The sequence below is a fragment of the Mesorhizobium sp. YL-MeA3-2017 genome (genome assembly GCF_030814575.1).
GTDB lineage: Bacteria > Pseudomonadota > Alphaproteobacteria > Rhizobiales > Rhizobiaceae > Mesorhizobium > Mesorhizobium terrae.
This window is the reverse complement of sequence record NZ_JAUSVH010000001.1, coordinates 1,968,390-1,991,342: the sequence shown is the minus strand read 5'-3', so window position 1 is coordinate 1,991,342 and position 22,953 is coordinate 1,968,390. Positions and strand designations below refer to the sequence as shown.

Below are 22,953 nucleotides of genomic sequence, written 5' to 3'. Positions count from 1 at the left end.
TCAGCCTTTCACGGCGCCGGCCATCAGGCCACGCACGAAATAGCGTCCGGAGACGATGTAGACGATGAGGGTAGGGAGCGCCGCCAGGATCGCCCCGGCGAAGTGGACGTTGTATTCCTTCACGCCCGTCGAGGAGTTGACCAGATTGTTCAGCGCCACGGTGATGGGAATGGAATCGACGCTGGAGAAGGACGAACCGAACAGGAAGTCGTTCCAGATGTTGGTGAATTGCCAGATCACGGTAACCACGATGATCGGTCCCGACGACGGCAGGAGGATGCGCCGGAAGATCTGGAAGAAGGATGCGCCGTCGATCTGCGCCGCCCGCACCAATTCGGTCGGGAAGGCCTCGTAGTAGTTGCGGAAGAACAGCGTGGTAAAGCCGAGGCCGTAGATGGCGTGGATCAGGATCAGGCCCGGCACCGTTCCGGCGAGGCCGAGCAGGCCGAGGATGCGGGCCGACGGAATCAGCACGATCTGGAAGGGGATGAAACAGGCCAGAAGCATCATGCCGAAAACGATGTTGTCGCCCTTGAAGCGCCATTTGGTCAGCACGTAGCCATTCAATGCACCGAGGATGGTCGAGATCGCCACCGCGGGCACCACCATCATCACCGAGTTCAGGAAATAGGGTTTCAGCCCGGTCGGCGAGACGCCGATTTGCGCCGTCGACCAGGCCGACAGCCATGGCGCGATCGTCCATTGCTGCGGCAGCGCCAGCATGTTGCCCTGGCGGATCTCCTCCAGCGGCTTCAGCGAGTTTACCAGCATTACGTAGAGCGGCAAAAGATAGTAGACCGCGAAGACGATCAGCAGGGCGTAGATCAGGGCACGGACAAAAATGCCGTTGCGGGTGGCGACGTCCTGGGAGGGGGCGCTCATTTCTTCTTCCCCCCGAGTTCGGAGTAGAGATAGGGCACGATGATGGCGAAGATCATCATCATCATGATGATCGCCGAGGCCGCGCCCATGCCCATCTCGTTGCGGCCGAAGGTGAATTTCTGCATGAACAGCGCCGGCGTCCAGGTGGCTGTACCCGGGCCGCCATCGGTCATCGCCACCACGAGGTCATAGGACTTGATGGCAAGGTGGGCGAGCACCACGAAGGCCGACAGGAAGACCGGGCGCATCAGCGGAATGATGATGCGGCGGTAGATGGTCATGGTCGAGGCGCCGTCGATCTGGGCGGCCTTGATGATCTCGTTGTCGACGCCGCGCAGGCCGGCGAGGAACATCGCCATGACAAAGCCGGACGACTGCCAGACGGCAGCAATCACGATGGTGTAGATCGCCATCTTGCCGTCCTTGATCCAGCGGAACGAAAAGCTTTCCCAGCCGATCGACTGCATGACGTGCTCGAGGCCGATGCCGGGGTCGAGGAACCATTTCCAGGCGACGCCGGTGACGATGAAGGACAGCGCCATGGGGTAAAGATAGATGGGGCGCAGCAGGCCTTCGCCGCGGATTTTCTGGTCGAGGAAGATGGCAAGCGCCAGGCCGATCACCGAGCAGACGACGATGTAGAGGATCGAGAAGATCGCCAGGTTCTGCAGCGCCGTGATCCAGTTGGGATGGTTGAACAGGCGCACATAGTTATTGAGCCCGACCCAGGTCGAGAAATCCGGCAGGAGCTTCGAACCCGAGAAAGAGAGCACGGCCGTGAAGGCGATGAAGCCGTAAACGAAGATGAGGATCACGGCGAAGCTCGGCGCCAGCACGATCTTCGGCAAGAGGTCTTGCAAGGTGGCGCGCGGATTCGCTGCAGCAGCACGCGCGGTCATGGTGGCGTCGGCCATGGGTTCAGCCCCGGTTTATTAAAGAGTGGGTGCCTCGACCGGAGCCGAGGCACTGCGTTTCAGACGCTATCAGCCCTTCGCGGCGGCAACTGCTTCAGCCAGTGCCTTGGCGGCGGCCTTGGAGTCCAGCTCGCCGTTGAAGTGGCGGGTGATGACGTCATACATGGCGTTCTTCACCGCCGCCGGCACTGCATAGCCGTGAGCCATGGAGCCGAACAGCTTGCCCGAGGAGTTGGCTTCCGCCAGGTCCTTGATGCCCTTCTTGCCGCAATCGTCGAAGGCGGTGTCCGGCACGTCGGTGCGCGCCGGCACCGAGCCCTTGACCACGTTGAAGGACGACTGGAAGTCCGGGCTCTCGATGTCGGATGCCATCGTGAGCTGCCCGGCCTTCTTGTCGTCGCCGACCTTGAACATCATGAACATGTCGGAGTTGAAGGTGACGGCGCCTTGCGTGCCCGGGAAGCGGATGCAGACGAAGTCGGTACCAGGCTTCTGCTTGGCCTTGAGGAACTCGCCCTTGGCCCAGTCGCCCATCATCTGCATGCCGGCCTTGCCTTCGATGACCATGGCCGAGGCAAGGTTCCAGTCGCGGCCGGAGAAGTCCTTGTCGACATAGCTCTTCAGCTTGGCCATGCGGTCGAAAGCCTCGACCATCTTGTCGCCGCCAAGAGCCTTGGGATCGTTGTCGATAAACGCGGCCTTGTAGAAGTCGGTGCCGAGCGAGAGCACGACTGCGTCGAAGATGGTGGCGTCCTGCCAGGCCTGGCCGCCATGGGCGAGCGGGGTGATGCCGTTGGCCTTCATCTTGTCGAGCACGGCGATCAGTTCGTCCCAGTTCTCCGGCACCTTGCCGCCAGCGGCATCGAGTGCCTTCTTGGAGATCCAGACCCAGTTGGTCGAGTGCACGTTGACGGGTGCCGCGATCCACTTGCCGTCGTGCTTAGCGAAGTTCTGAAGGGCCGTCGGGATGACCTTGTCCCAGCCTTCCTTGTTGGCCACATCGCCGAGATCGCCGACCACGCCCTGCTTGGCCCAGTCAGTGATGTCGAAGCCTAGCGCCTGCACGGCGGTCGGCGGGTCACCAGCGGTGACACGGGCGCGCAGCGCGGTCATGGCGGCTTCGCCGCCGCCACCGGCCACGGGCATGTCCTTCCAGGTGATACCCTGGCTTTCCAGCTTCTTCTTCAAGACGTCGAGCGCGGCGGCCTCGCCGCCCGAGGTCCACCAGTGCAGCACTTCGACCGAGCCGCCAGCGGCATAGGTCGATGCGGTATAGCCGACGGTAAGCGCCGAGCCGAGCATCGTTCCGATTAGCAGTTTGCGCAACATGTACTACCTCCCTTGTTGCAGTCACACGACCGGCTATCGCCGGCTACCTCCCAACTCAGCTCGCCCACCACCCGGTGCGCGGGCCGCGATGAAACTGGATCGTTTTTTCCTCGGTGTAATCCTCGACGGCGCGCCTGCCCAATTCGCGCCCAAGCCCGGATTGCTTGTATCCACCGAAAGGCAATTCCGGATAGCCTTCCATGAATGTGTTGACCCAAACGGTGCCCGAACGCACGCCGCGCGCCACCGACATGCAGGTATCGATATCGGCGCTCCAGACGCCCGCAGAAAGACCATAGGGCGTGTTGTTGGCGATATGCAATGCCCTTTCAATCGTTTCAAAAGTCAGCACCGAAAGCACCGGTCCGAACACTTCCTCGCGGGCGATGGCCATGTCTTCCCTGACGCCGCTGACGATGGTCGGCGCCAGATAATCGCCGGCGCTGGAGGCGAGCTTCACACCACCTGTGGCCAACTTGGCGCCTTCGCTGGAGGCGGCGCCGACATAGGCGGTGACCTTGCCGAGATGGTCCGGCGAGATCATCGCGCCGACCTTGGTGCGGTCGTCGAGCGGATCGCCGACGGTGACCTTGGCGGTCAGCGATTTCACGGCTTCGAGGAAGTCGTTGGCGATCGCTTCATGGACGATCAGGCGCGAGCCGGCGTTGCAGCATTCGCCCGCATTGAAGAAGCCGCCGAACACGGCAGCATCCGCCGCGGCCTCGAGATCGGCATCGGGGAAGACGATCTGGCCGTTCTTGCCGCCGAGTTCCATCGACACCTTCTTCAGCGAATTGGCGGCGGCCGCCATGGTCATCTTGCCGACGCGGGTCGAGCCGGTGAAGGAGACCATCTCGGCCAGCGGGTGCGAAACCATCGGCGCGCCGACATCGGCGCCGAGGCCGGCAAGGATATTGACGCCGCCGTCCGGCAGGCCGGCCTCCATCAGCAGGTCGCCGAGCAAAAGGGTCGAGGCCGAGGTCATTTCGCTGGGCTTGACCACCGCGGTGCAACCGGCGGCGAGCGCGAAGGGCAGTTTCTGGCTGACGATGAGGAAAGGGAAGTTCCAGGGCGTGATGATGGAAACGACGCCGACCGGCTCGCGTAGCACGACGCCCAGCATGGCGTCGCCCAGATTGGCGTAGGACTCGCCGGAAAGCGTGCGGGCAAGGGCTGCCGAATAACGCCAGATGTCGGCCGCGCCGGCGATCTCGCCGCGCGCCTGGGCGATCGGCTTGCCGGATTCCAGCGCTTCGAGCCTGGCGATGTCTTCCAGCCGGGAGTCGATGAGGTTGGCGGTCTTCAAAAGCAGGGCAGCGCGCTCGGCCGCCTTCATGCGTGGCCACGGCCCGCTCTCGAAAGCCTTGTGGGCAGCCAACATCGCTGCCTCGACCTCGGCCTCGCCGGCCTGCGCATACCGCGAAACGACAAAGCCGTGGCCGGGCGAGCGACGCTCCAGCGTGCGGCCGTCGCGTGCATCGACATGTTTGCCGCCGATCAGCAGCTTGTAACCCTTCGGCGCGACCGAGGCCTCAGAGGGCATTTTGATGTTCAGCGGGGCATTCATCATTGTCGTCCTAGCTCCGCGAAAAAGCGGGCTTCTGTTTGGTTCGGAAGGCGGAGACACCGGCCTTCAGGTCTTTAGTCAGCGCGATGAAGCCGCTGGCCAGCGCCTCGGTCGCGGCGGCGGTTTCCTCGCCTTCGGCAACGGCGATCATCAGCTTGGCGGCCTCGGTGGCCAGCGGTCCGCGCTCGGCGATCTTTGCGGCCCAGTTTTTAGCTTCTGCCAATGCCTCGCCGGTAGCTGCCACGCGGTCGACAATGCCGAGCGCAAGCGCGTCGGTCGCCGCAAAGACCTCGCCACCCAGCGCCATGCGCCGCACTGCCTGGGCGCCGAAGCGGCGCACGGCGCGCTGCGTGCCGGACCAGCCGGGCACGACGCCGATCGAGGTCTCGGGAAAACCGAGCTTCGCTTGCGTTTCCGCGACACGGAAATCGCACGCGGCGGCAAGTTCCAACCCGCCGCCCAGCGCATGACCGGACAACACCGCGATGGTGGGCTGCCTGAGGCGCGCCAGTCGGTCGAAGACACGATGGCCATAGCGCACCCACTGAACCTGGAAATCGGCGGCGCTCATCGCCGCCCAGGCATCGACGTCGCCGCCGGCGCAGAAACCCTTGCCTTCACCGCACAGGAGCACGACGCGCACGCTTTCGGCAGCCTCAGCTTCGTCCAGCGCTTTTTCCAGCGCCCGCAGCATCGGGATATCGAGCGCATTGAATTTTTCGGGCCGCCTCAGCGTGACAATGCCGATCGCGCCTTCAGCCTGGAATGTGACGAGTTCAGCCATGCGCGCCTCCCGCTGTCCGTGCCGGCTTTTGCGGCAGCGAGAGCCCGATCGGCGCCTCGGCAAAAAGAGCAGCATCCATCGTCTTCAGCCTGTCGGAGACGATGAGCGGGAATTCCGACTGGTCGAGGATATGCGCCTTGAGATCGACGCCCGGTGCGATCTCGTTCAGCACGATGCCTTGCGGTGTCAGCTTCATCACCGCCCGTTCGGTTATGTAGGTGACGTCCTGGCCCTGCTCGACGCCGCGCCGGCCGGAGAAGGTGACGTGTTCGACCTCGTTGACCAGCTTCTTCAGCTTGCCGTCCTTCTCGATCACCAGCCTGCCGTCGGCGACCGCGAGCTTCGCGCCGGCGTTAAACATGCCGGAGAAGACGATCTTCTTGGCGCGCGCGGTGATGTCGACAAAGCCGCCGGCGCCGGCCGTCACATGCGGGCGGAAGGAGAGCTTCGAGACGTTGACGGAGCCGTTCCGGTCGATCTCCAGGAAGGACAGCAGCGAGGCGTCGAAACCGGCGCCCTGAAAGTAGGTGAACTGGTAAGGCGAGGGCATGAAGGCGTCGGCGTTGGAGGCGCAGCCGAAGGCGAAGTCGAGCAGCGGCACGCCGCCGACCGCACCCTGTTCGATCACCCAGGTGACGGCGCCATGCAGGCCTTCCTCGATCAGGATACGCGGCACGTTAGCGGAAATGCCGAAGCCGAGATTGACGGCACTGCCGGCCTCAAGCTCCTGCGCGACACGGCGGGCAATGACCTTCTGCACGTTGAATTCCGGCACGCGGAACGAACCCAGCGGGCGCATGATCTCGCCGGAGATCGCCGGGTCGTAGCCAGTCTGCGTGGTCTGTTTCTGGTCTGGGTCGATGACGATGTAGTCGACCAGCACGCCCGGCACGCGCACGTCGTGCGGGCGCAGCGAACCGTCCTTGGTGACGCGCTTGACCTGCGCAATGACGATGCCGCCATTGTTGCGGGCGGCGAGCGCCTGGTCGAGGCCGCCGAGATAGGCGCCTTCATGCTCGTAGGTCAGGTTGCCGCGCTCGTCGGCGGTGGTGGCGCGGATGATGGCGACGTCCGGCCGGATCGCCGGGAAATAGAGCCAGTCCTCGCCTTCGAATTCGACCTTCTTCAACACCGGTTCGCTTGCAGCGCGCGCATTCATGGCGCAGCCTTGCCGGTCGGGGTCGACGAAAGTGTCGAGGCCGACCTTGGTCAAGACGCCGGGACGCTTGGCGGCGGCCTCGCGATGCATGTCGAAGAGGATGCCGGAGGGGATGTTGTAGGCGGCAACCTCCTCATTGCCGATCATCTGCCAGATTAGCGGCGGTTCGGCGGAGGACGGCCCGGAAGGATAGGAGCCGCCAATGATCTTCTTCAGCAGGCCCTTTCTTGCGATGTAGTCAACGCCCTTGATGCCACTCATGTCGCCGGCGGCGATCGGGTGCAGCGTGGTGAGGTCGCGCGGATGGCCTTCCGCCTCGAAACGTTCGCCGATCGCCTTCAGCATCAGGTCCGGGCAGCCGAGACCGCTGGAAGACGAGACCGAAACGGTCATGCCGTCCTTGATCAATCGCGCAGCGGCTGAGGCGGAGACGAGCTTGCTCATGCCGAGGCTCCGAGCCCGGTCTCGATGGTCACGGCGCGACCGGTCTTCGCCGAGGCCAGCGCTGCCTCGGCGCAGGCGAGCGACCAGACGCCGTCCTCGCCGGTCGCCGAAGGCTTGCCTTCGGTGCGGATGGCGGCGTGGAAGGCGCGCAGCGAGCGGGTGTAGAGGTCCTCGCGGTCGAAGGAGAGTTCTTCCTCGCCGGTTGCCGTGCGCAGGGTAACCGAGCCAACCGGCTTCTGGGTCATCACACCCCTGGCGATCAGCGAACCTTCGGTGCCGTGCACCTCGAAACCGGTGCCTGCGAATTTGGTGGTGAAACCCTCATGGCTCTGGGCGATGAGGCCCGACTGGAAGCGCCACACGCACATGGCGCCGTCTTCCAGCCCGCTGCCGGCCATGCCGGCCGACTGGGTGAAGGCGGAAATCTCGACCGGGTCTTCGCCGAGCACGAAGCGCAACGTGTCTGCGTCATGCACGGTGATATCCAGCACCACGCCGCCGCCGGCCTCCGGCTTGGTGATGCGCCAGCCCTGCAGATGTTCGGGCAGATAGACCGAGTGGAAAACGCGGGCGGCGACCGGCCTGCCGATCTTGCCTGCCGCGATGGCCTCTCGCATGGCCCGATGGGCGCCGGCATTGCGCAGATGATGGTTGGTGCCGAGCACGACGCCGGCGGCCTTGCACGCGGCAAGGATCTTGCGGGCATCGCCGCTGGTCAGCGCCAGCGGCTTCTCGCACAGCACATGCTTGCCGGCCTTGGCGGCGGCCACCGCCTGTTCCAGATGCAGTTCATTGGTGGTGGAGATATAGACAGCGTCGATATCGGCATCGAGCAGGGCGTTGAGCGAGGAGAAGGCGGCAGGAATGCCGTTTTCCCTGGCGTAGGCTGCCGCGCGTTCCGGGCTGGAGCTCATCACGGCCACCACCTCGCCGTCGGCTTGCGCGCGGATGGCGTCGATCACGAATTGCCTGGCGATCGTGCTCGCGCCGATCAGGCCCCAACGGACGGTCATGCCGCACCTCCCGGCGAATGAATGCGGGTCTCGTGGCTGCGGTTCGGGCCGCAGCTTTCGCGTACCACCAGATTGACGGCGCCGATATGGTCTTCCGCGCGCGTCGTGCGGGACTGGATCATCTTCAGGACGACATGGGCGGCGCGCTCGCCAAGGCCGGGCGTATCCACCGCCACGCTGGTCAGCGCCGGAATGTAGTGTTCGGCCTCGACCACGTCGTCGAAACCGACGACGGCGAAATCGCGGCCCGGCTCCAGTCCCTGCTTGCGCAGCGCCAGCATTGCGCCGAAGGCGACCGCGTCGTTGAAACACAGCGCGCCCGTCGGTGGCTGCGGCAGGGCGAGCACCGCATCCAGACAGGCCATGCCGCCACGACGGCTGGTCTCGCCCTCGACAATGGCTGTTTCGTCCGGGCCGATGCCCTCGGCCTCGCAGGCCTCGCGGAAACCGCCGAGGCGTTCGTGATAGACGACCAGATCGGACGAGCCGCCGAGGAAGGCGAGGCGGCGGTGACCCTTGGCGATCAGGTGGCGCGTGGCGAGATAGGCGCCGCGATGGTTGTCGGGCGCGATTACCGGGATGCGGCTCTCCGGCAGCCGGCGCATGGCGAAGACCACCGGGATGCCCGCCGTTTCCAGGCGACGGAAGGCATCCGGCCGGGTGCCACGCGCCGGCGACACGATGAGGCCGGCGACATCCTGCTCCATCAGCGATTTCAGCACCTCTTCCTGGCGCACCGGATTTTCGGCCGTGTTGGCGATGAACGGCACGATGCCCGCCGACTGGAAAACGCGTTCCATGCCGACCGCGAGCTCCGCGAAGAAGGGATTGGTCAGATCGTTGATGACCATGCCGATGACGTTGGAATGAGCCTTGCGCAGGTTGGCGGCGCCGCGGTTGTAGACATAACCGACATCCTCGATCGCCTTGCGGACCCGGTTCGCCGTTTCCGGCCGGATCAGCCCGCTGCCCTGAAGCACCAGCGACACGGTCGACTTGGATACGCCGGCCTCGCGGGCGATGTCCAAAATCGTTGCCTTGGCCCGGCTGGCCATTCCGATGCGTCCTCCCTGATCGCAATTTATTCTTTGGAACGTTCTAAACACAATCGATCGGAGGCGTCAATCGGAATTGTTCATGGAGTATGATGAATATGGAAACCCAAGGCAGTATGCGGATATACGACTTAATTCGTTGTGCGTCGCAGCAAAATTTTGTGCGCTGCCACGAATCGTAAATCTTCTTGATTTATTGGAACGTTCCATTTATGGCGAAACTCAAGGGAGCGAGCATCATGGACATCATCTTGCCAGTGGAGGATGGTCGCCGGGCGTCATACCGCCTTATTGGTCGGCCGGTCGAAGCCGTGGCGGGCGCGCGATTTCCGCGCATCGCCTATGCCGCCGCCCATGTCGTCGCCGACCCGCTCGCGATGTCCGATCCCTGGTCGAAACCGGTCGTCGACTGGGACCGCACGATGGCGTTCCGCCATCATCTGTGGCGTCTCGGCTTCCGCATCGCCGAGGCGATGGACACATCCCAGCGCGGCATGGGTTTCGACTGGAGCAGTGCCAGGGAATTGATCCGCCGCTCGATCGTGGAAGCGCGCACGGTGGAGGGTGCCGATCTCGCCTCGGGCGCTGGCACGGATCATCTCGAGGTCCGCGCAGGGCTGACGTTGGACGACATCATTGCTGCCTATGAGGAGCAGTTCGGCTTCATCGAGGGCGAGGGTGGCAAGGCGATCATGATGGCCAGCCGTGCGCTGGCGGCAACTGCAAGAAGCGCGGACGATTACGCAAAAGTTTACGACCGTGTTCTCTCGCAGGCCTCCGGCAAGGTCATCCTGCATTGGCTGGGCGACATGTTCGACCCGGCGCTGAAGGGCTATTGGGGCGCGGACAACTTCGAAAACGCGCTAGATACGGTTGTCGCCATCATCGAGCGCCATGCCCACAAGGTCGAAGGCATCAAGATCTCGCTGCTTGACGCCGACAAGGAGGTCGCGCTGCGCAACCGTCTGCCGGACGGGGTCGTCATGTTCACCGGCGACGATTTCAACTATCCCGAACTGATTGCGGGCGACGGCCACCGTCATTCGCATGCGCTGCTCGGCATCTTCGACGCGATCGCGCCGGTCGCCAATTCAGCGCTTGCCAGATTGGCCGCCGGCGACCGCGCCGGCTATGACGCGCTGATGGCGCCGACGGTGCCTTTGTCGCGCAAGATCTTCGAGGCACCGACCGAATATTACAAGGCCGGCATCGTCTTCATGGCCTGGCTGAACGGTCATCAGGACCATTTCACCATGGTCGGCGGCATGCAGTCGGCGCGCGGCATCTGCCATTATGCCGAGGTGTTCCGGCTGGCCGACCAGGCCGGGCTGCTGGCTGATCCCGATCTTGCTGTCTCGCGCATGAAAAGTCTGTGCGCAGTGGCCGGTATCTGAGCGGACACGGCTCCATCCCGGTTCGAAATATTCGGGTTGCGGCCGGCGCTGAGGACGGAAAAATCTTTCATCCGATCTTCCGTTGTGGCGAAATACGCCTTCATCCTGCCCTAATCGCGCAAGAACAAGAAGGTGAGGGGGACTTTTGTTTAAATATCGAATGGAGGATAACATGCTTCGTAGGGTTGTTTTGGCGACCGCAGCCGTCGCCGTGTTCAGCATGCCAGCTTTTGCCGCGACCGAATTCTGGGTGGCCAAGTCTGCCGCGACCAAGAAGTGCGAAATCGTCGACAAGAAGCCGGACGGCACCAAGATGATGGACATGGGCAAGAAGTCCTATGCCACCAAGGGCAACGCCGAAAAGGCGCTGAAAGAACTCAAGGACTGCAAGTGATCTGACGGAAACTTCGCGTTCCTCGGTCCACAGCCCGTCCCGATCTTTCGGGGCGGGCTTTTCATTTGTGCTGTTTGGGCTATCAGCCGGCCCGTGTATGCTGGCGATCCGGAGGTTGCCCATGGCGTTTTTCGACATCGACCAGCAGGAACGGCTGAAAACCGCCAAGGGCAAGGAGATGCTGGATACGGTTCCGGTCCATGACGTTGTGCCGACGCATGTCGCGCCGCCGCCGACTGATCTCGGCGGCAAGGTGGAAATCAGCCTTGGCAAGGACGGCAAGGTGATCGCCAAAATCAAGGATCCGACACTGCGCTGACATGCGCGGGGCCATCCTGGCAAACTCCAGGCGCGATTGTCCCGCGCGGCGCTTCCAGGCGCGCCCCGGATGGCGGCTGGCCGAACGAGGCGACAAGGCGCTCGTCGGCAGTATCTAAAATTGTCAGGATCGAATGGTGGGCGTGACAGGGATTGAACCTGTGACCCCTACGATGTCAACGCCGCCGAAGACGGGTAAAAACAAGGGCAAAAAGTAGCAAAGTGTTGCAAAGTCATTGCCAGAAAAATCAATGAGTTAGCGGGATGTGCGTGTCACTTGCGTGCCATGGCAGCGACGCTGCAGCACCCGCAAGTCTCGATAGTATCGCGTATTACCTGAAATGACGGGCGTGGACTCGTTTCGCCAGAACTGGGCTTCACAGTCCCAACTCGACCTCGCATCGTTCAACCAGCAGCCCATCATCGGCATAGGTATCCAGCTCAGAGGTTTCGCCACACCTCCAAGAAGCCGAAAATGATTCCCACCCGGCATCGTGACCGTCGTCGTGACACGGGTTACGGGTAATCCCTTCTCGGAAATCTTCTCCTCACGCCGCGATACGCTCACCAAGGGAAGACTTGGCTGCTCCGGCATGGAGAGGGCACAGAAGCGGCTTTCCATCTTCATTCCGTCGACGGTGTCTCCGTCGTGAAATCCGAATGTATGCACAAAGGCGGCCCTCGATGCTGGTGTTGCGACCTTGGCGCAGGTGGTGGCATCCATCATCCGATGGGACAGATATCCTTGAGGAAAGTTGGAATTGGCTGAGTATGCCACGGGCAAGGCATAGTTTTGCGTGAGCCAGGCACCAGATTGATCGTCATTGCTGAAGGCCAGGGACTGTCGCGTGGCCTCGAATGGGATCGCCACCCGCGCGTTGGCAGCATCATATACGCTCGAAAGCGAACGCAGCGCGATGTGGTCGTGTACGGTCGTTGCCAGATAGCTGCCGTAGAATATCAACGGCAACAAGATCCACCACCGCGCTACGCGACCGGTCGCGACCTCGAACGCGACTCCGATCATTCCTGCATTGATCAGGAATACGGACCAGAACATAGCCAGCGCGAACATCAAGAAGATGCCCGTGAATGGAATAGCCTGAAGCACGAAAACGGCTGCAGTCACGACAAAGAAGATGAGCGAAACTGGCAATGACGAGCGCATCCAGCATATATGCCAGTCGTGCTTAAATAATTTGTACCTTCCGGTGGTGAGAGGTACAAATCGCCACAGTTGATTAGAAAATCAACCGACGGCGGCGAAGATCCATTCTGTCTCGGCGAATGTAGCGGCTTGACTGCAAGCGAGATAATGCAGCGTAGGGGTTGCGGATGTTTTGCTCGACACCTCGTCCTTCTCTGCCCAGAACTTGTATGTCGCTGTCATTTGCGGCGCTCGCAAAAACAGAACACATGCGCTCCGCCGTACCAAGGCAGCCCTGATCTACAAGGCTACCGGCAATCTTCGAGTTGTTCAGATCTTGCTTGGGCACACCAAGATCGAAAATACCGTTAGATACCTCGGCGTTGATATCGATGATGCGCTTACGCTTACCGAGACAACGGAAATCTGACCCGCGGCCTCGCTGAACATAGCGGGACCGCGTTCGGCAACGCGCCGTCATTTCGGTCATTCGGACCGTCGGAATCTTCCGACGAAAGCGGACTGCTCGCCGCCTCCGCATCCTTGGACAGAAGGTTCGAAACGCTAAGAACGATTTCTTGACTAGACATTGCCGATAGTAAAGTATTCGTTCTTAGCGAGTTCGACAGGGAACGCTGTCATGCCTTTGCGTTTCCAGATCGTCTCTTCATGTAGGGTTGCCACATGCCAACGCGTGAGACGGGTCAATATGAAAGCGTGACCGCTGGCGGAGAGAAGGTTGACGCGTTCATTCCCTTTGATCTGCCGCCCGCGCGCCCGGCGCTGTTAATCAACGACACGCTCGAACATCGTCTTCGCGAGGCTGAGCAGGCGCTCGTTCGCCTTGACCTTGCAGGAGCGATGGTGCCGTCCCTCGATTGGTTCATCTACGCCTTCGTACGCAAGGAGGCCGTGATTTCGTCGCAGATCGAAGGCACGCAAGCGTCGCTAATCGACCTTCTCGCCTTCGAGGCGGAAGAACATCCGGCTCCCAACGCGGATGTCGAGGAGGTCACGAATTATCTTGAGGCACTGGCCTACGCGCGAGGCCAACTCGCGGCAAAGCGAGGTCTCCCCATATCGATGAGGCTCCTGAATGAGGCTCACAAGCGGTTGATGCGTGGCGTGCGTGACTCGAACAAGCAACCTGGCGAGATTCGCCGTAGCCAAAATTGGATTGGGGGAAGTCGACCGGGAAATGCGGCCTACGTGCCACCGGCTCCTGATAAGCTCCCTCTGCTTCTTGGCGCGCTTGAGAAGTACATTCACACTGACGAAAAGCTGCCGGCGCTGGTGCGCACCGGGCTGTTGCATGTGCAGTTCGAAACCATCCATCCGTATCTCGACGGCAATGGTCGGATCGGGCGACTGTTGATTGCGCTGCTGTTGGAACATTGGCAACTGTTAAGAGCTCCGCTTCTCTACCTCAGCCTGTTCTTCAAGCGCCACCGCGAAGAGTATTATCGCCGGCTCAATCGCGTGCGGCTGGCAGGAGATTGGGAGGGCTGGACAGACTTTTTTCTGGATGGGGTAGCGACGATTGCGGATGAAGCAGTCGCATCGGCGCGCGAGTTGTTCAATCTCGTTGGTGCGGACCGAGCTCAGCTATTAAATGCGGCCTCCGCTTCCGTCTCGGCGCTGAGATTATTTGAACAACTTCCCCGCCATCCAATCGTAACGGTCGTTGCCGCGATGAAACTGATCGATGCCAGCAAGCCAACGGCGACCCGCGCGATCGAAGTGCTGGTAGAGGCCGGCATTCTCGTGGAAACGACAGGCAAGAAACGTGACCGGAGCTTTGCCTACCGAGCCTATATGGAATGTCTGCGGGTCGGAACGGATTTGTCTCATCGCGAATGAAGCAAACGGCAAGCCGGAAAAACGGACCTTCCGATTCGCGCCTTTATTCCGGTCGTTCGAACTTCTTGCGCTTCACACCGAAAGCGGACATCTGGTCCAGAGCCGAGACATAAGAATGGCTGCGTCTAGCAAGTTCGACATTTCTATTGCTCGACGCCGCGAACCAGCATCAGCAACCTTTGGAACTCTGCGTTGTCGCTATCGCCCTTCCAGAAGTTGATGAACTGGCAGACCACCTGGAGATTGCCCACCTCGTAGTGCCCTGCGCTGTCGACGCGATCGAGCGAGGGCAAGAGGTTCTTGTCGGCCTCAGGGCCGAGAAACTGGAAAGGGATGCCGGTCAGGGCGCATCGATTGTCCTGAAGATCGAGCAGCGAAGCGATCAGCTTCTCCAACTCAGCCGTGGTCATCCGCAGTTCCTTGTTCTTCAAGATGCGCTGAACGACTTGTCCGTTCGAATTCTTGACGGTGTTGTCGACCGAAAGGCGCATGGCGATGATAGATTTCTCGCGCCCTCCAAGGATGCGGCCCTCGTCCTTGCCGCCCGTCGCTTTGGTGATCGAGCCTTCCGCTTCCAGCTTCAGCAGCGTCGTGAAAATCCAGCAGAGGGAATGAGCATCGACGAGGCGAATGTTATTTAGGCCGGCGTGCGCTTCGATCAGCGGGCGCATTGCAGCGAGGGTCTGATTGTAGGTCGAATAATTCTCCCAACTACATTGGCGCAGAGTAGAGAAATCGATGCCTAGCGCACGAAAGGCGCGGTCGAAGCCGGTCGGCTGGATCGGCACGAACCGATCCATGTCCTTTAGGAAATAGAAATACGCAAGGAGCGGATACTTGCCGCCCGTCAACTGGCTCAAACGATCGAACGTTGAGCCCTCATCGGCGCCACCGCGAAAGAGGCCAAACAGAAGCCCCTCAAGTTCGCGACGCAGCTTTGGGTTGGATGTCGCCTCCAGCAGTGCGCGGTGATCGCGGTTGGCATGGCCAAAGCGGTTCTGCCAGAAGACAAGATTGTTGGTGAGGTTGCTCCGACTGTCCTGAATCTCGATCGCGTCGATCATGCGGCTCAGGATCGCGCCCGAACCGATATCGGCTTCCGACCATTCGCTTGCGCGAAGCAGGCCGAGCGCGTGGTCGCGCAGGCGAGGCTTGTACTTCTCCCAGTCGGCAGCAAGCCCTTCGTGGAAGCTGGTGAAGGCGTGGCCGGACCTTGCCGTGATGAGCGCTTGGAAGCGCGCGAAGGCTTCGCGGAAAACGCGCGGATCGATGACGGCAGCAGCGGTGATGGCGCGGGGCGCGCTGCCGGAACCGGCATACCATCCCATAAACCTGTTCAGAGCGCGGGGACTATCGATTTCGACGCGCAGCGTTGTAGGCGCGCGAAGCGGCAAAAGTGGCCCGTTGATGTTCGAGTTTCCATTCGAGGCGTTATCCAGCAGCCGCACGCCGTCGAGAGTCGGCGGCGCAGGCGGCTGGAACCAGATGCGCGTCTCGGCGGCTTCGCGATGAATCGCGAGAACCTTGCCCTCTGGTGTCTTGAAGCCGACCACGTAGTCGGTGGGCGGCTTGGCCGGTTCGCCAAACTTCGATCTGAGTATCTTTTCCGCTTGGGAGACGTTGAGCGCCATTCCGGAATCTCACAAGTGGCTTAATTGAACAGTGCTTTCTGATACGGACCATGAACGAATTTACCCGTACCTTTAGGAACGATCCCCTCAAGCCTAAGCTTGGCGAGGGCAGCAAAGAACTCACCAGCAGGCAATTTCAGCTTGTCAGGATGCCAGTCGTCGCGTGCTGCGCATACGATCTCTGTGTCAGTCGGCGCCTTGCCTTCAATCAGTAGATTATTCCAAGCGGAATAGACTGTTGCAAATATTTCTGCCTGCCTCGTGTCCATGGGAACAAGAATGTCAATAAGTCTAGTGGCAATCGCCCGCGTGTGCGGGTCAGGGCCATGCTCCGTCTTCAGCGACTTATCAAAATTGGATAGCTGTCGAAGCAGATAGCCGGCTCCGTTGGTTTCGAATACGAAACGTTCATGCCCGCGAGCCCACTGCTCTACGGCAAGCATATGTTTGAAGTCGTTCGGGCCAGCAGCATCACGTATAGGCGCGCGCCCAAGATCGAACCCTGCCTCCGCTTCCACGAGATGGAGAATCTTCTGGGCTTTGACATGCCCGAACGTTCGTTCCCTCCGGGCAAAGCGATGACGTTCATACGCAAGCGACAGGATATAGGCTGACCTCTCTGCGAAAATGACCTTCTCCGGGTCACCACTAACCGTTGCGACGGTTTGTCGATCGCTTACGCCGGACAGACTGGCATCAGCCGGCGCCAAGGCCTCGGCGAGAAGCGCATCGAGAAGGCGGCGGCGGGTGGCGACGGTGGCGGTCAGGCTCGCCTCCAGCCGGTCGCACAACGCCATCAGCGCACCGACCTTAGCGACGATGCGGTGTTGCTCGGCAAGGGGTGGGAGGGGCGCGAGGAAGTTCCGAAGCGGCCGAAGCCCGATCGTCGGCTGCGCAGTCCCGGTAATGCTGTTCGTCGCTTGATCGTAGATGAGCGGTGACGCAAGCAGGGTCATTAAGAACCGCACGCTCATTGCTTCGACGGGCTTCAGGATTGCTATGTGCCGCTGAACACAGAAGGGCCGCTCCGTCTCAACCAGTGCAGGCCGACCGTAGGTAGCGCCAACAACCGTGTAGAGAATGTCACTTTTGGCGGGCGTTCGGTAAGGCGCGAGCGACTTGAAATAGGCTTCCGGAACCAGCCGACAGCCAGTGAAGTCAAGCCGCCCGGATGTGATATTTCCGATCGTCAGAAACGCCACCCCCGTGTCCGCTTTCGGCGGCGGCTGATGATCGCCATCGGTGATGACCTTGAACAGGGTGCTGAGGCGAGTCCATTCCCAACCGGTCGGGGCAGCGAATGGCAGTTTCTCATCCGCAATCAGATCAGTCTGTACTGTCCCAATGCAGTTGGCTTCGCCATAAGTAGCAATCTCCGTCGCGATCAGCTTCAGCAGCTCCGACCCGGGCTCGTCGTTCGGATCCTGTGGCACGAGTTTGCCGCGCACGGCGAGGTTGAGGATAGTCCGGCGCAAGTCCTTGATTTGATCGGGGCGCGTGGTCAGCGCCGGCAGCGCATCGAGGGCGAAGCGGGCGTCGTTGCGGAAGGTTTCGGGATCGGGCGCGTTGAAGCGAGCGAGATTCGCCGCCGCCAGCCGGTCGCGCACCGCCTCGCGGCCCGCCCGCGCCGTCTCCAGCCGTTCGCACAGGTCCATCAATTCATCGACCTTGGCGACGATGCGATGCTGCTCGGCGAGCGGTGGGAGTGGAAATGGTACCGCCGCAACGACCTTGCCAGAAACTTCCTTGAACGTAGTCCCCGGCGCTTTGGCGTCGATTTCGGGCGCGAAAGCCTTCATCGCCGTGGCGATGAAGCGCGAGCAGTCCGCGACATAGGGAACGATCGACTTGAAGCCCTGATTCGTCGAAATCGGGTTGGCAGCTATCGCGACATAGCCAATTGGCGCGCGGCTCGTGAACAATACCGTGCCCTTCGGCATCAAGGTTGCCGAAGACGTTCGCGCGCCCGTTTCGGATAGGTCGCGCGAACCACGCGAAATGTAGAGTTTCGAATATCCACCAAGGTCGGCAGGCGTAAGCCATGGCACGCCCTCTCCGGGTTCCGCAAAGTTGTACGCATCACTCGCGGATGGCGTGCCACCGCCGACAATTGCGCCGACTCCATCGAGCCGTACCCATCGCCATGTCGAGGGGATCGAGTAAGCCTTATTAACGTCGCCGCCGCTATCGAGGTCGCGCGGCTTGCGCAGTTCGCCCGCCTTGACGAGCCGCGCCTTCGCCTTCTCGATGCGCGTCAGCAATTCCGACGCAGGTTCGTCCTTTGCATCTTGCGGTACGAGCTTGCCGCGTACGGCCAGATCGAGAACGAAGCGGCGCAGACGGGCAATGGCCTCGGGCGCGTCGGCGATCTTCTCGTAATGCTGCAACAAGCGTTCAGCGTTCATCGGGCCAGCGCCTCGGCCAGGATCGCCTTCAGCTGGTCGCGGTAGCTTGCGGTCTCGGCCTCAGCTGCGACGAGCTCGGCGAGCAGCGTTTCCGGGTCGCCGTGATCGTCCGCAACGCTGTGCGGGTTCTTGATGTCAAGATTGTAGCCGCGGGCCTTCACCTCCTCGGCGCTCACCTTCCATGCCTGCGGCGTCTCTTCGCGGCCTTTCCGCTCCTTGCCGCCCCACCAGTCGATGCAGCCTGCAAAATGCTCCAGCCGGATCGGCTTGGTCATCGAATAGGCTTTCTGGCCTTCCGGTACGCGGTGGTCGTAGAACCAGATGTCTTTCGTCGGCGTGCCCTTCTCGAAGAACAGCAGATTGGTGCCGATCGAGGCATAGGGCTTGAACACAGAATTCGGCAGCCGAACGATAGTGTGGAGGTTGCACTCCTCCATCAGATGTTCCTTGAGTCGCGTTTTGATGCCCTCGCCGAACAGAGTGCCGTCCGGCAGCACCACCGCGGCTCGGCCGTCTTGCTTCAAGAGGCGCACGATCAGTGCCAGGAACAGGTCGGCGGTTTCTTTGGTACGGAAGGTCGGGAAATTGTTTTCGATGCCGTCTTCCTCCTTACCACCGAAGGGCGGATTGGTGACGACGATATCGACGCGCTCGTCCTTGCTCCATGAAATCAGCGGCCGGGCCAGCGTATTGTCATGGCGCACAAAGCTCGGGTCCTCGATGCCGTGCAGCAGCATGTTGGTGACGCACAGCATGTGGGGAAGCTGCTTCTTCTCCACCGCGAGCAGAGCGCCCTGCATCGTCTCGCGCTGTTTCGGCGTGCGGACGTAGTTCGCCTCCATGTGATTGATTGCGCAGGACAGAAAGCCGCCCGTGCCGCAGGCCGGATCGAACAGGATTTCGCCCGGATGCGGATCGATGCGATCGACCAAAAAGGCGGTCACGGCGCGCGGCGTATAGAACTCGCCCGCGTTGCCGGCCGACTGCAGACTGTTGAGCAGTTGCTCATAGAACTCACCGAAGTGCCGGCGTTCGTCTAGGTTATTGAAGTCGATTTCGTCGATCTTGTTGATGACTTGGCGGATCAGGTGCCCTGACTTCATGTAGTTGAAGGCGTCCTCGAACAGATCGCGCACCACACGGCGGCGGTCGCCTGGTTGCCCAGTCAGCTGAAGGCTTTTCAGTGCGGGAAACAGCTCCCCGTTGACGAAGGCCAATAGCGCGTCGCCAGTCATGCCTTCGAGGTCCGCTGCCCAACTCCGCCACTGGAATTTCTCCGGAATCGGCGAGCGATAGCCGCTCCTCGTCAGTTCAAGTTCCTGGTCCTGATCGTCGATGATCTTGAGGAAAAACATCCAGCACAACTGGCTGATGCGTTGCGCATCGCCATCGACGCCAGAATCCTGGCGCATGATGTCCTGAATGGATTTTACGGTGGTGCGGACGATCATGCTTCCAGATTTCCCATGTCAGCGTAGAACGCGGCTTCAATATCCGCGATATACCATGCGCCGTCCGGACGCACAGGGTTGCCAATGCCAGCCGCAGCCAAATGCTCAGCAGCGTGCTGGCAAGCTTTTATGAGTAGACCATAGCCGGCAGCAGTTAAACTGAACCCGGTTTGCTCGCTAATGATCCGATCAAAAATCGGTGCTTGGTGTGGCGAAAGGAACCGGATGAACTTGGAGGCGAAGGAGGGACGGGAAAGGCCGTGAAGTGCGTTGATCTGTTCAAGGGCGCCCATAGGATCTGACTGCGAAATCATTTGCCAGGCACCAGTGAGAGCCTGGCATATTGCTCCGGGTTGATTGTTCTGCTGGACCCTAGCGGCAATGCCGTAATATCCGCCCCATCGGCAGACCTGACGGAGAAATCTCAAGGAGGCACCTTGCGGAAACGCGGTGGCAGCAAGCTGCGCGGCGATGACCTCCAGCAGATCGGTGTCAGGATACTCAAGTCGATGCTTTCGGATGCAGTCTGGAAAAAGGTGGTCCGCAAGCTCGTATGTTCCGAGATTCACCATCGTCACGCTGTCTCCTGATAGAGCGCGTCCTGCATTTCGCGGACCGCCGCCTCAAAACCCTCCTTGCCGCCGAACGCCTTGATGAGTTGCACGACGCTGCCCATCGTAGTGAACGGCGTCACCTTCAGCACATTGGCGTCGTCCAGATTAAGCACGCCCTCATCGCGATACTTCTCCAGGAGTGCATCGAGCACAGCCCGGGCCTGCGGCCCGTATTTGGTGAACACGTCGCGCTTGCTGACATTCTCTGCCCGCTCACGGCGTGTGAGCGGCTTCTTGTCGAAGGCGACGTGGCAGATCAGATCGAAGGGATCGAGGTTCTTGCCGAGTTCGTCCGAGACGACGTCGAGCGCCAACCCCTCGGCCTCCAGTTCCTCGATGATCGCCTGTTTGCGCTCGGCGGATTTCCAACGTTTGAGGAAATCGTCGAGGCTGGCGAAGCACTTCCTGAGCGTCGTCTTGGTGAAATCGCGCAGGGATTCGGTGACAAGCTTACCGTTCTCGTCGAGATATTCGACGCGCTCGGCGAGTATGCGGGCGCCCACGCCGTCGACATAAATCTTACGGATGGTGCCACTGGGAGACGTGACAGGGCCTGGTTCATCGACGAGGGTTTCGTCCTCTCGAGGCTCGTAGCGCGTCTGCTCATTTTCCCCGAACCCATCGGGCATTTCGTCTGGCGGGCTGATCGGGTCGCCGTCGTCCGCCTCGTAAATCTGCACGGGGTCACCGTCGAACTCAGGGTCGGCAAAATGGCTGGTCGCGCCACGAAAATCGATCAGAGTGAAGAAGAATTTCTTGGTGTCCTCATGAACGCGCGTGCCGCGCCCGACGATCTGCTTGAACTCGGTCATCGAGCCCACCGCGCGATCGAGCACAATCAGCCGGCACGTCTGCGCATCGACGCCCGTCGAAAGCAGCCGCGAGGTCGTGACCAGTACGGGATATTTCGCTTCGGGGTCAATGAAATTACCGAGCTGTTCCTGGCCATCCTTGTCGCTGCCGGTGATGCGCATGACGTAACGCCGGTTCTCGGCTACCAGATCGGCATTCTCGTTGACGAGCGCCTGACGCATCCGCGCTGCGTGCTCCTCATCGACGCAAAACACGATAGTTTTCTGGAATCGGTCGCCACTCACTTTGAGGAATTCAGTGACCTTCTTCGCGGTCAGTACCGTGCGATCGTCGAGTACAAGGTTTCGGTCAAAATCCTTGGTATTGTAGATGCGGTCCTCGACCTCGTTGCCGTCCCGGTCGAGCTGGCCGGGTTCCGGGCGGTAGCCTTCCACGTCTCGGTCGATGTGAACCTTGATGACTTTATAAGGGGCCAGGAAGCCGTCGCTGATGCCTTGCTTCAACGAATAGGTGAAGACCGGCTCGCCGAAATAGTCGGTGTTGGAAACGTATTCGGTTTCCTTCGGCGTGGCGGTGAGTCCGATCTGCGTCGCGCTAGAAAAATGCGTCAGGATCTCACGCCAGGCAGAATCTGCGGCCACGCTGCCGCGATGGCACTCATCGATCACGATTAGGTCGAAGAAGCCAGGCGAGAACTCGCGATAGAGCTTGTGGCGTTCCTCCGGGCCGGTGATCGCTTGATACAGCCCAAGATAAATTTCGAAGGCTGTGTCGATGCGCCGCTTTTTGTTGAGTGCCAATGTCAGATCGACAGTGGTGCCGTCATGCCGTTCGATCGTCTTGGCATTGGTGGAAAGCTTCGCCATCGCCGCGCCGAAGGGGCGGAAGTCATTTACCATCGTCTGGTCGATCAGAACGTTACGATCGGCCAAGAAAAGGATGCGCTTCTTGCGGCCCGCCTTCCACAATCGCCAGATGATTTGAAACGCTGTGTAGGTCTTGCCGGTACCGGTCGCCATCACCAGCAGCACGCGGTCGCGACCCTGGGCGATGGCCTCGATCGCGCCGTTCACGGCATTCACTTGATAATAGCGAGGGGCCTTGCCGCTGCCGTCGTCGAAATAATCTTGGAGCACAATCTCTTCGGCTTCGGTGTCGAGGCCCTTCCAGGCGCAATAGCGCGACCACAGATCCGCCGGCGTCGGGAAGTCGTCGAGCCCGATATTGGTTTCGATTGTGGTACTTCCGCCAGTGCGGTCGTGGAATACGAAGCCATCACCATTTGAGGAAAACACAAAGGGAATATCCAGTGTCGCGGCGTAGTCGAGACCTTGCTGAATCCCATCGCCGACTGAATGATTGTTGTCCTTCGCTTCGATTAGCGCGATCGGGATATTCGGCTTGTAGTAAAGAACGAAGTCGGCTTTCTTGGCCTTGCCGCGCGTCACCAGCTTGCCGCGCACGATGATCCGGCCCCTGGTAAAATAGACTTCCTCCCGAACCTGCACCATCTCGTCCCAGCCGGCGCGCTTGATGGCCGGCAGGATGAACTTCGTGCAGATGTCGCGTTCGGTGAGTGCTCTCTTGTCCACGCTTCCCCCACCGGACTTATCGCAATACCCAGGTGGTTTCGCAAGAACGGGTCAAACCGCTGCCGATCTAGCCTTTTTCCGTCTGTTGAGTGAAGGCCTTTGGACCGAGATCGAACGATCGGCAGCTATCCGCTCGGTGTCGACCGAAAGCTGCCTTTCCGGTTCCGGCCCCCACTATCTCTCTACT

18 protein-coding genes and 1 pseudogene are annotated in these 22,953 nt (G+C 60.9%); 5 read left to right on the top strand and 14 right to left on the bottom strand.

Annotation, left to right across the window (positions count from 1 at the left end; translation table 11 throughout):
* From QFZ88_RS09250 to QFZ88_RS09215, 8 genes are all read right to left on the bottom strand, one after another.
* Nucleotides 1-882: a carbohydrate ABC transporter permease gene (locus QFZ88_RS09250; protein WP_024927078.1), complete on the bottom strand. Its 882-nt coding sequence runs from the start codon at nt 880-882 to the stop codon at nt 1-3.
* Nucleotides 879-1,796 carry a carbohydrate ABC transporter permease gene (locus QFZ88_RS09245; protein WP_024927077.1) on the bottom strand — a complete coding sequence of 306 codons (918 nt, stop codon included), beginning with the start codon at nt 1,794-1,796 and terminating at the stop codon, nt 879-881. Before QFZ88_RS09245 ends, QFZ88_RS09250 begins: the two co-directional genes overlap by 4 nt.
* A gap of 69 nt (nt 1,797-1,865) precedes the next feature.
* Nucleotides 1,866-3,098, bottom strand: coding sequence for an ABC transporter substrate-binding protein (locus QFZ88_RS09240; protein WP_244431173.1), 1,233 nt, complete (start codon nt 3,096-3,098; stop codon nt 1,866-1,868).
* An 82-nt stretch (nt 3,099-3,180) separates the two neighbouring features.
* Nucleotides 3,181-4,692, bottom strand: coding sequence for an aldehyde dehydrogenase family protein (locus QFZ88_RS09235; protein WP_024927075.1), 1,512 nt, complete (start codon nt 4,690-4,692; stop codon nt 3,181-3,183).
* A gap of 10 nt (nt 4,693-4,702) precedes the next feature.
* Nucleotides 4,703-5,476 (bottom strand): enoyl-CoA hydratase/isomerase family protein, encoded by a 774-nt coding sequence (locus QFZ88_RS09230; RefSeq protein WP_024927074.1) that lies wholly within the window; start codon nt 5,474-5,476, stop codon nt 4,703-4,705.
* Nucleotides 5,469-7,079 carry an acyl CoA:acetate/3-ketoacid CoA transferase gene (locus tag QFZ88_RS09225; protein WP_024927073.1) on the bottom strand — a complete coding sequence of 537 codons (1,611 nt, stop codon included), beginning with the start codon at nt 7,077-7,079 and terminating at the stop codon, nt 5,469-5,471. The genes QFZ88_RS09230 and QFZ88_RS09225 overlap by 8 nt, the downstream gene beginning before the upstream one ends.
* Nucleotides 7,076-8,092 carry a Gfo/Idh/MocA family protein gene (locus QFZ88_RS09220; protein WP_024927072.1) on the bottom strand — a complete coding sequence of 339 codons (1,017 nt, stop codon included), beginning with the start codon at nt 8,090-8,092 and terminating at the stop codon, nt 7,076-7,078. The genes QFZ88_RS09225 and QFZ88_RS09220 overlap by 4 nt, the downstream gene beginning before the upstream one ends.
* Entirely contained in the window at nt 8,089-9,147 is a 1,059-nt protein-coding gene (locus QFZ88_RS09215) for a LacI family DNA-binding transcriptional regulator (RefSeq protein ID WP_024927071.1), read from the bottom strand. Before QFZ88_RS09215 ends, QFZ88_RS09220 begins: the two co-directional genes overlap by 4 nt.
* Before the next feature lie 239 nt (nt 9,148-9,386).
* Between QFZ88_RS09215 and QFZ88_RS09210 the strand changes: the two genes are divergently transcribed.
* The 3 genes from QFZ88_RS09210 (at nt 9,387) to QFZ88_RS09200 (ending at nt 11,254) form a co-directional block, all read left to right on the top strand.
* Nucleotides 9,387-10,541, top strand: a complete 1,155-nt coding sequence (locus tag QFZ88_RS09210) for a dihydrodipicolinate synthase family protein (RefSeq protein ID WP_024927070.1) — start codon at nt 9,387-9,389, stop codon at nt 10,539-10,541.
* A gap of 172 nt (nt 10,542-10,713) precedes the next feature.
* A complete protein-coding gene (locus QFZ88_RS09205) occupies nt 10,714-10,935 on the top strand; it encodes a hypothetical protein (protein ID WP_024927069.1) in 222 nt (73 codons plus the stop codon).
* A 121-nt stretch (nt 10,936-11,056) separates the two neighbouring features.
* Nucleotides 11,057-11,254, top strand: coding sequence for a hypothetical protein (locus QFZ88_RS09200; protein WP_024927068.1), 198 nt, complete (start codon nt 11,057-11,059; stop codon nt 11,252-11,254).
* 255 nt (nt 11,255-11,509) lie between these two features.
* Here the strand turns inward: QFZ88_RS09200 and QFZ88_RS09195 are convergent, their stop codons facing one another.
* Entirely contained in the window at nt 11,510-12,409 is a 900-nt protein-coding gene (locus QFZ88_RS09195; protein WP_139116445.1) for a hypothetical protein, read from the bottom strand.
* Nucleotides 12,410-12,665: 256 nt separating this feature from the next.
* Here QFZ88_RS09195 and QFZ88_RS09190 point away from each other — a divergent pair.
* Nucleotides 12,666-12,830, top strand: a pseudogene (locus QFZ88_RS09190) (tyrosine-type recombinase/integrase); the annotation flags it as partial.
* 254 nt (nt 12,831-13,084) lie between these two features.
* Nucleotides 13,085-14,260, top strand: coding sequence for a Fic family protein (locus QFZ88_RS09185; RefSeq protein ID WP_024927065.1), 1,176 nt, complete (start codon nt 13,085-13,087; stop codon nt 14,258-14,260).
* A 143-nt stretch (nt 14,261-14,403) separates the two neighbouring features.
* Here QFZ88_RS09185 and QFZ88_RS09180 read toward each other — a convergent pair whose 3' ends face one another.
* Genes QFZ88_RS09180 through hsdR form a run of 5 tightly spaced genes read right to left on the bottom strand, consistent with a single transcriptional unit; the run spans nt 14,404 to nt 22,766 of the window.
* Nucleotides 14,404-15,891: a hypothetical protein gene (locus QFZ88_RS09180; RefSeq protein ID WP_081766997.1), complete on the bottom strand. Its 1,488-nt coding sequence runs from the start codon at nt 15,889-15,891 to the stop codon at nt 14,404-14,406.
* 20 nt (nt 15,892-15,911) lie between these two features.
* Nucleotides 15,912-18,296 (bottom strand): restriction endonuclease subunit S, encoded by a 2,385-nt coding sequence (locus QFZ88_RS09175; protein ID WP_024927063.1) that lies wholly within the window; start codon nt 18,294-18,296, stop codon nt 15,912-15,914.
* A complete protein-coding gene (locus QFZ88_RS09170) occupies nt 18,293-19,747 on the bottom strand; it encodes a type I restriction-modification system subunit M (protein WP_024927062.1) in 1,455 nt (484 codons plus the stop codon). Before QFZ88_RS09170 ends, QFZ88_RS09175 begins: the two co-directional genes overlap by 4 nt.
* Nucleotides 19,744-20,325 carry a hypothetical protein gene (locus QFZ88_RS09165; RefSeq protein WP_024927061.1) on the bottom strand — a complete coding sequence of 194 codons (582 nt, stop codon included), beginning with the start codon at nt 20,323-20,325 and terminating at the stop codon, nt 19,744-19,746. Before QFZ88_RS09165 ends, QFZ88_RS09170 begins: the two co-directional genes overlap by 4 nt.
* The gene (hsdR, locus tag QFZ88_RS09160; RefSeq protein ID WP_024927060.1) at nt 20,322-22,766 is read right to left on the bottom strand and encodes an EcoAI/FtnUII family type I restriction enzme subunit R; all 2,445 of its coding nucleotides are present in this window, start codon (nt 22,764-22,766) and stop codon (nt 20,322-20,324) included. The genes QFZ88_RS09165 and hsdR overlap by 4 nt, the downstream gene beginning before the upstream one ends.
* Between the last annotated feature and the right edge of the window lie 187 nt (nt 22,767-22,953).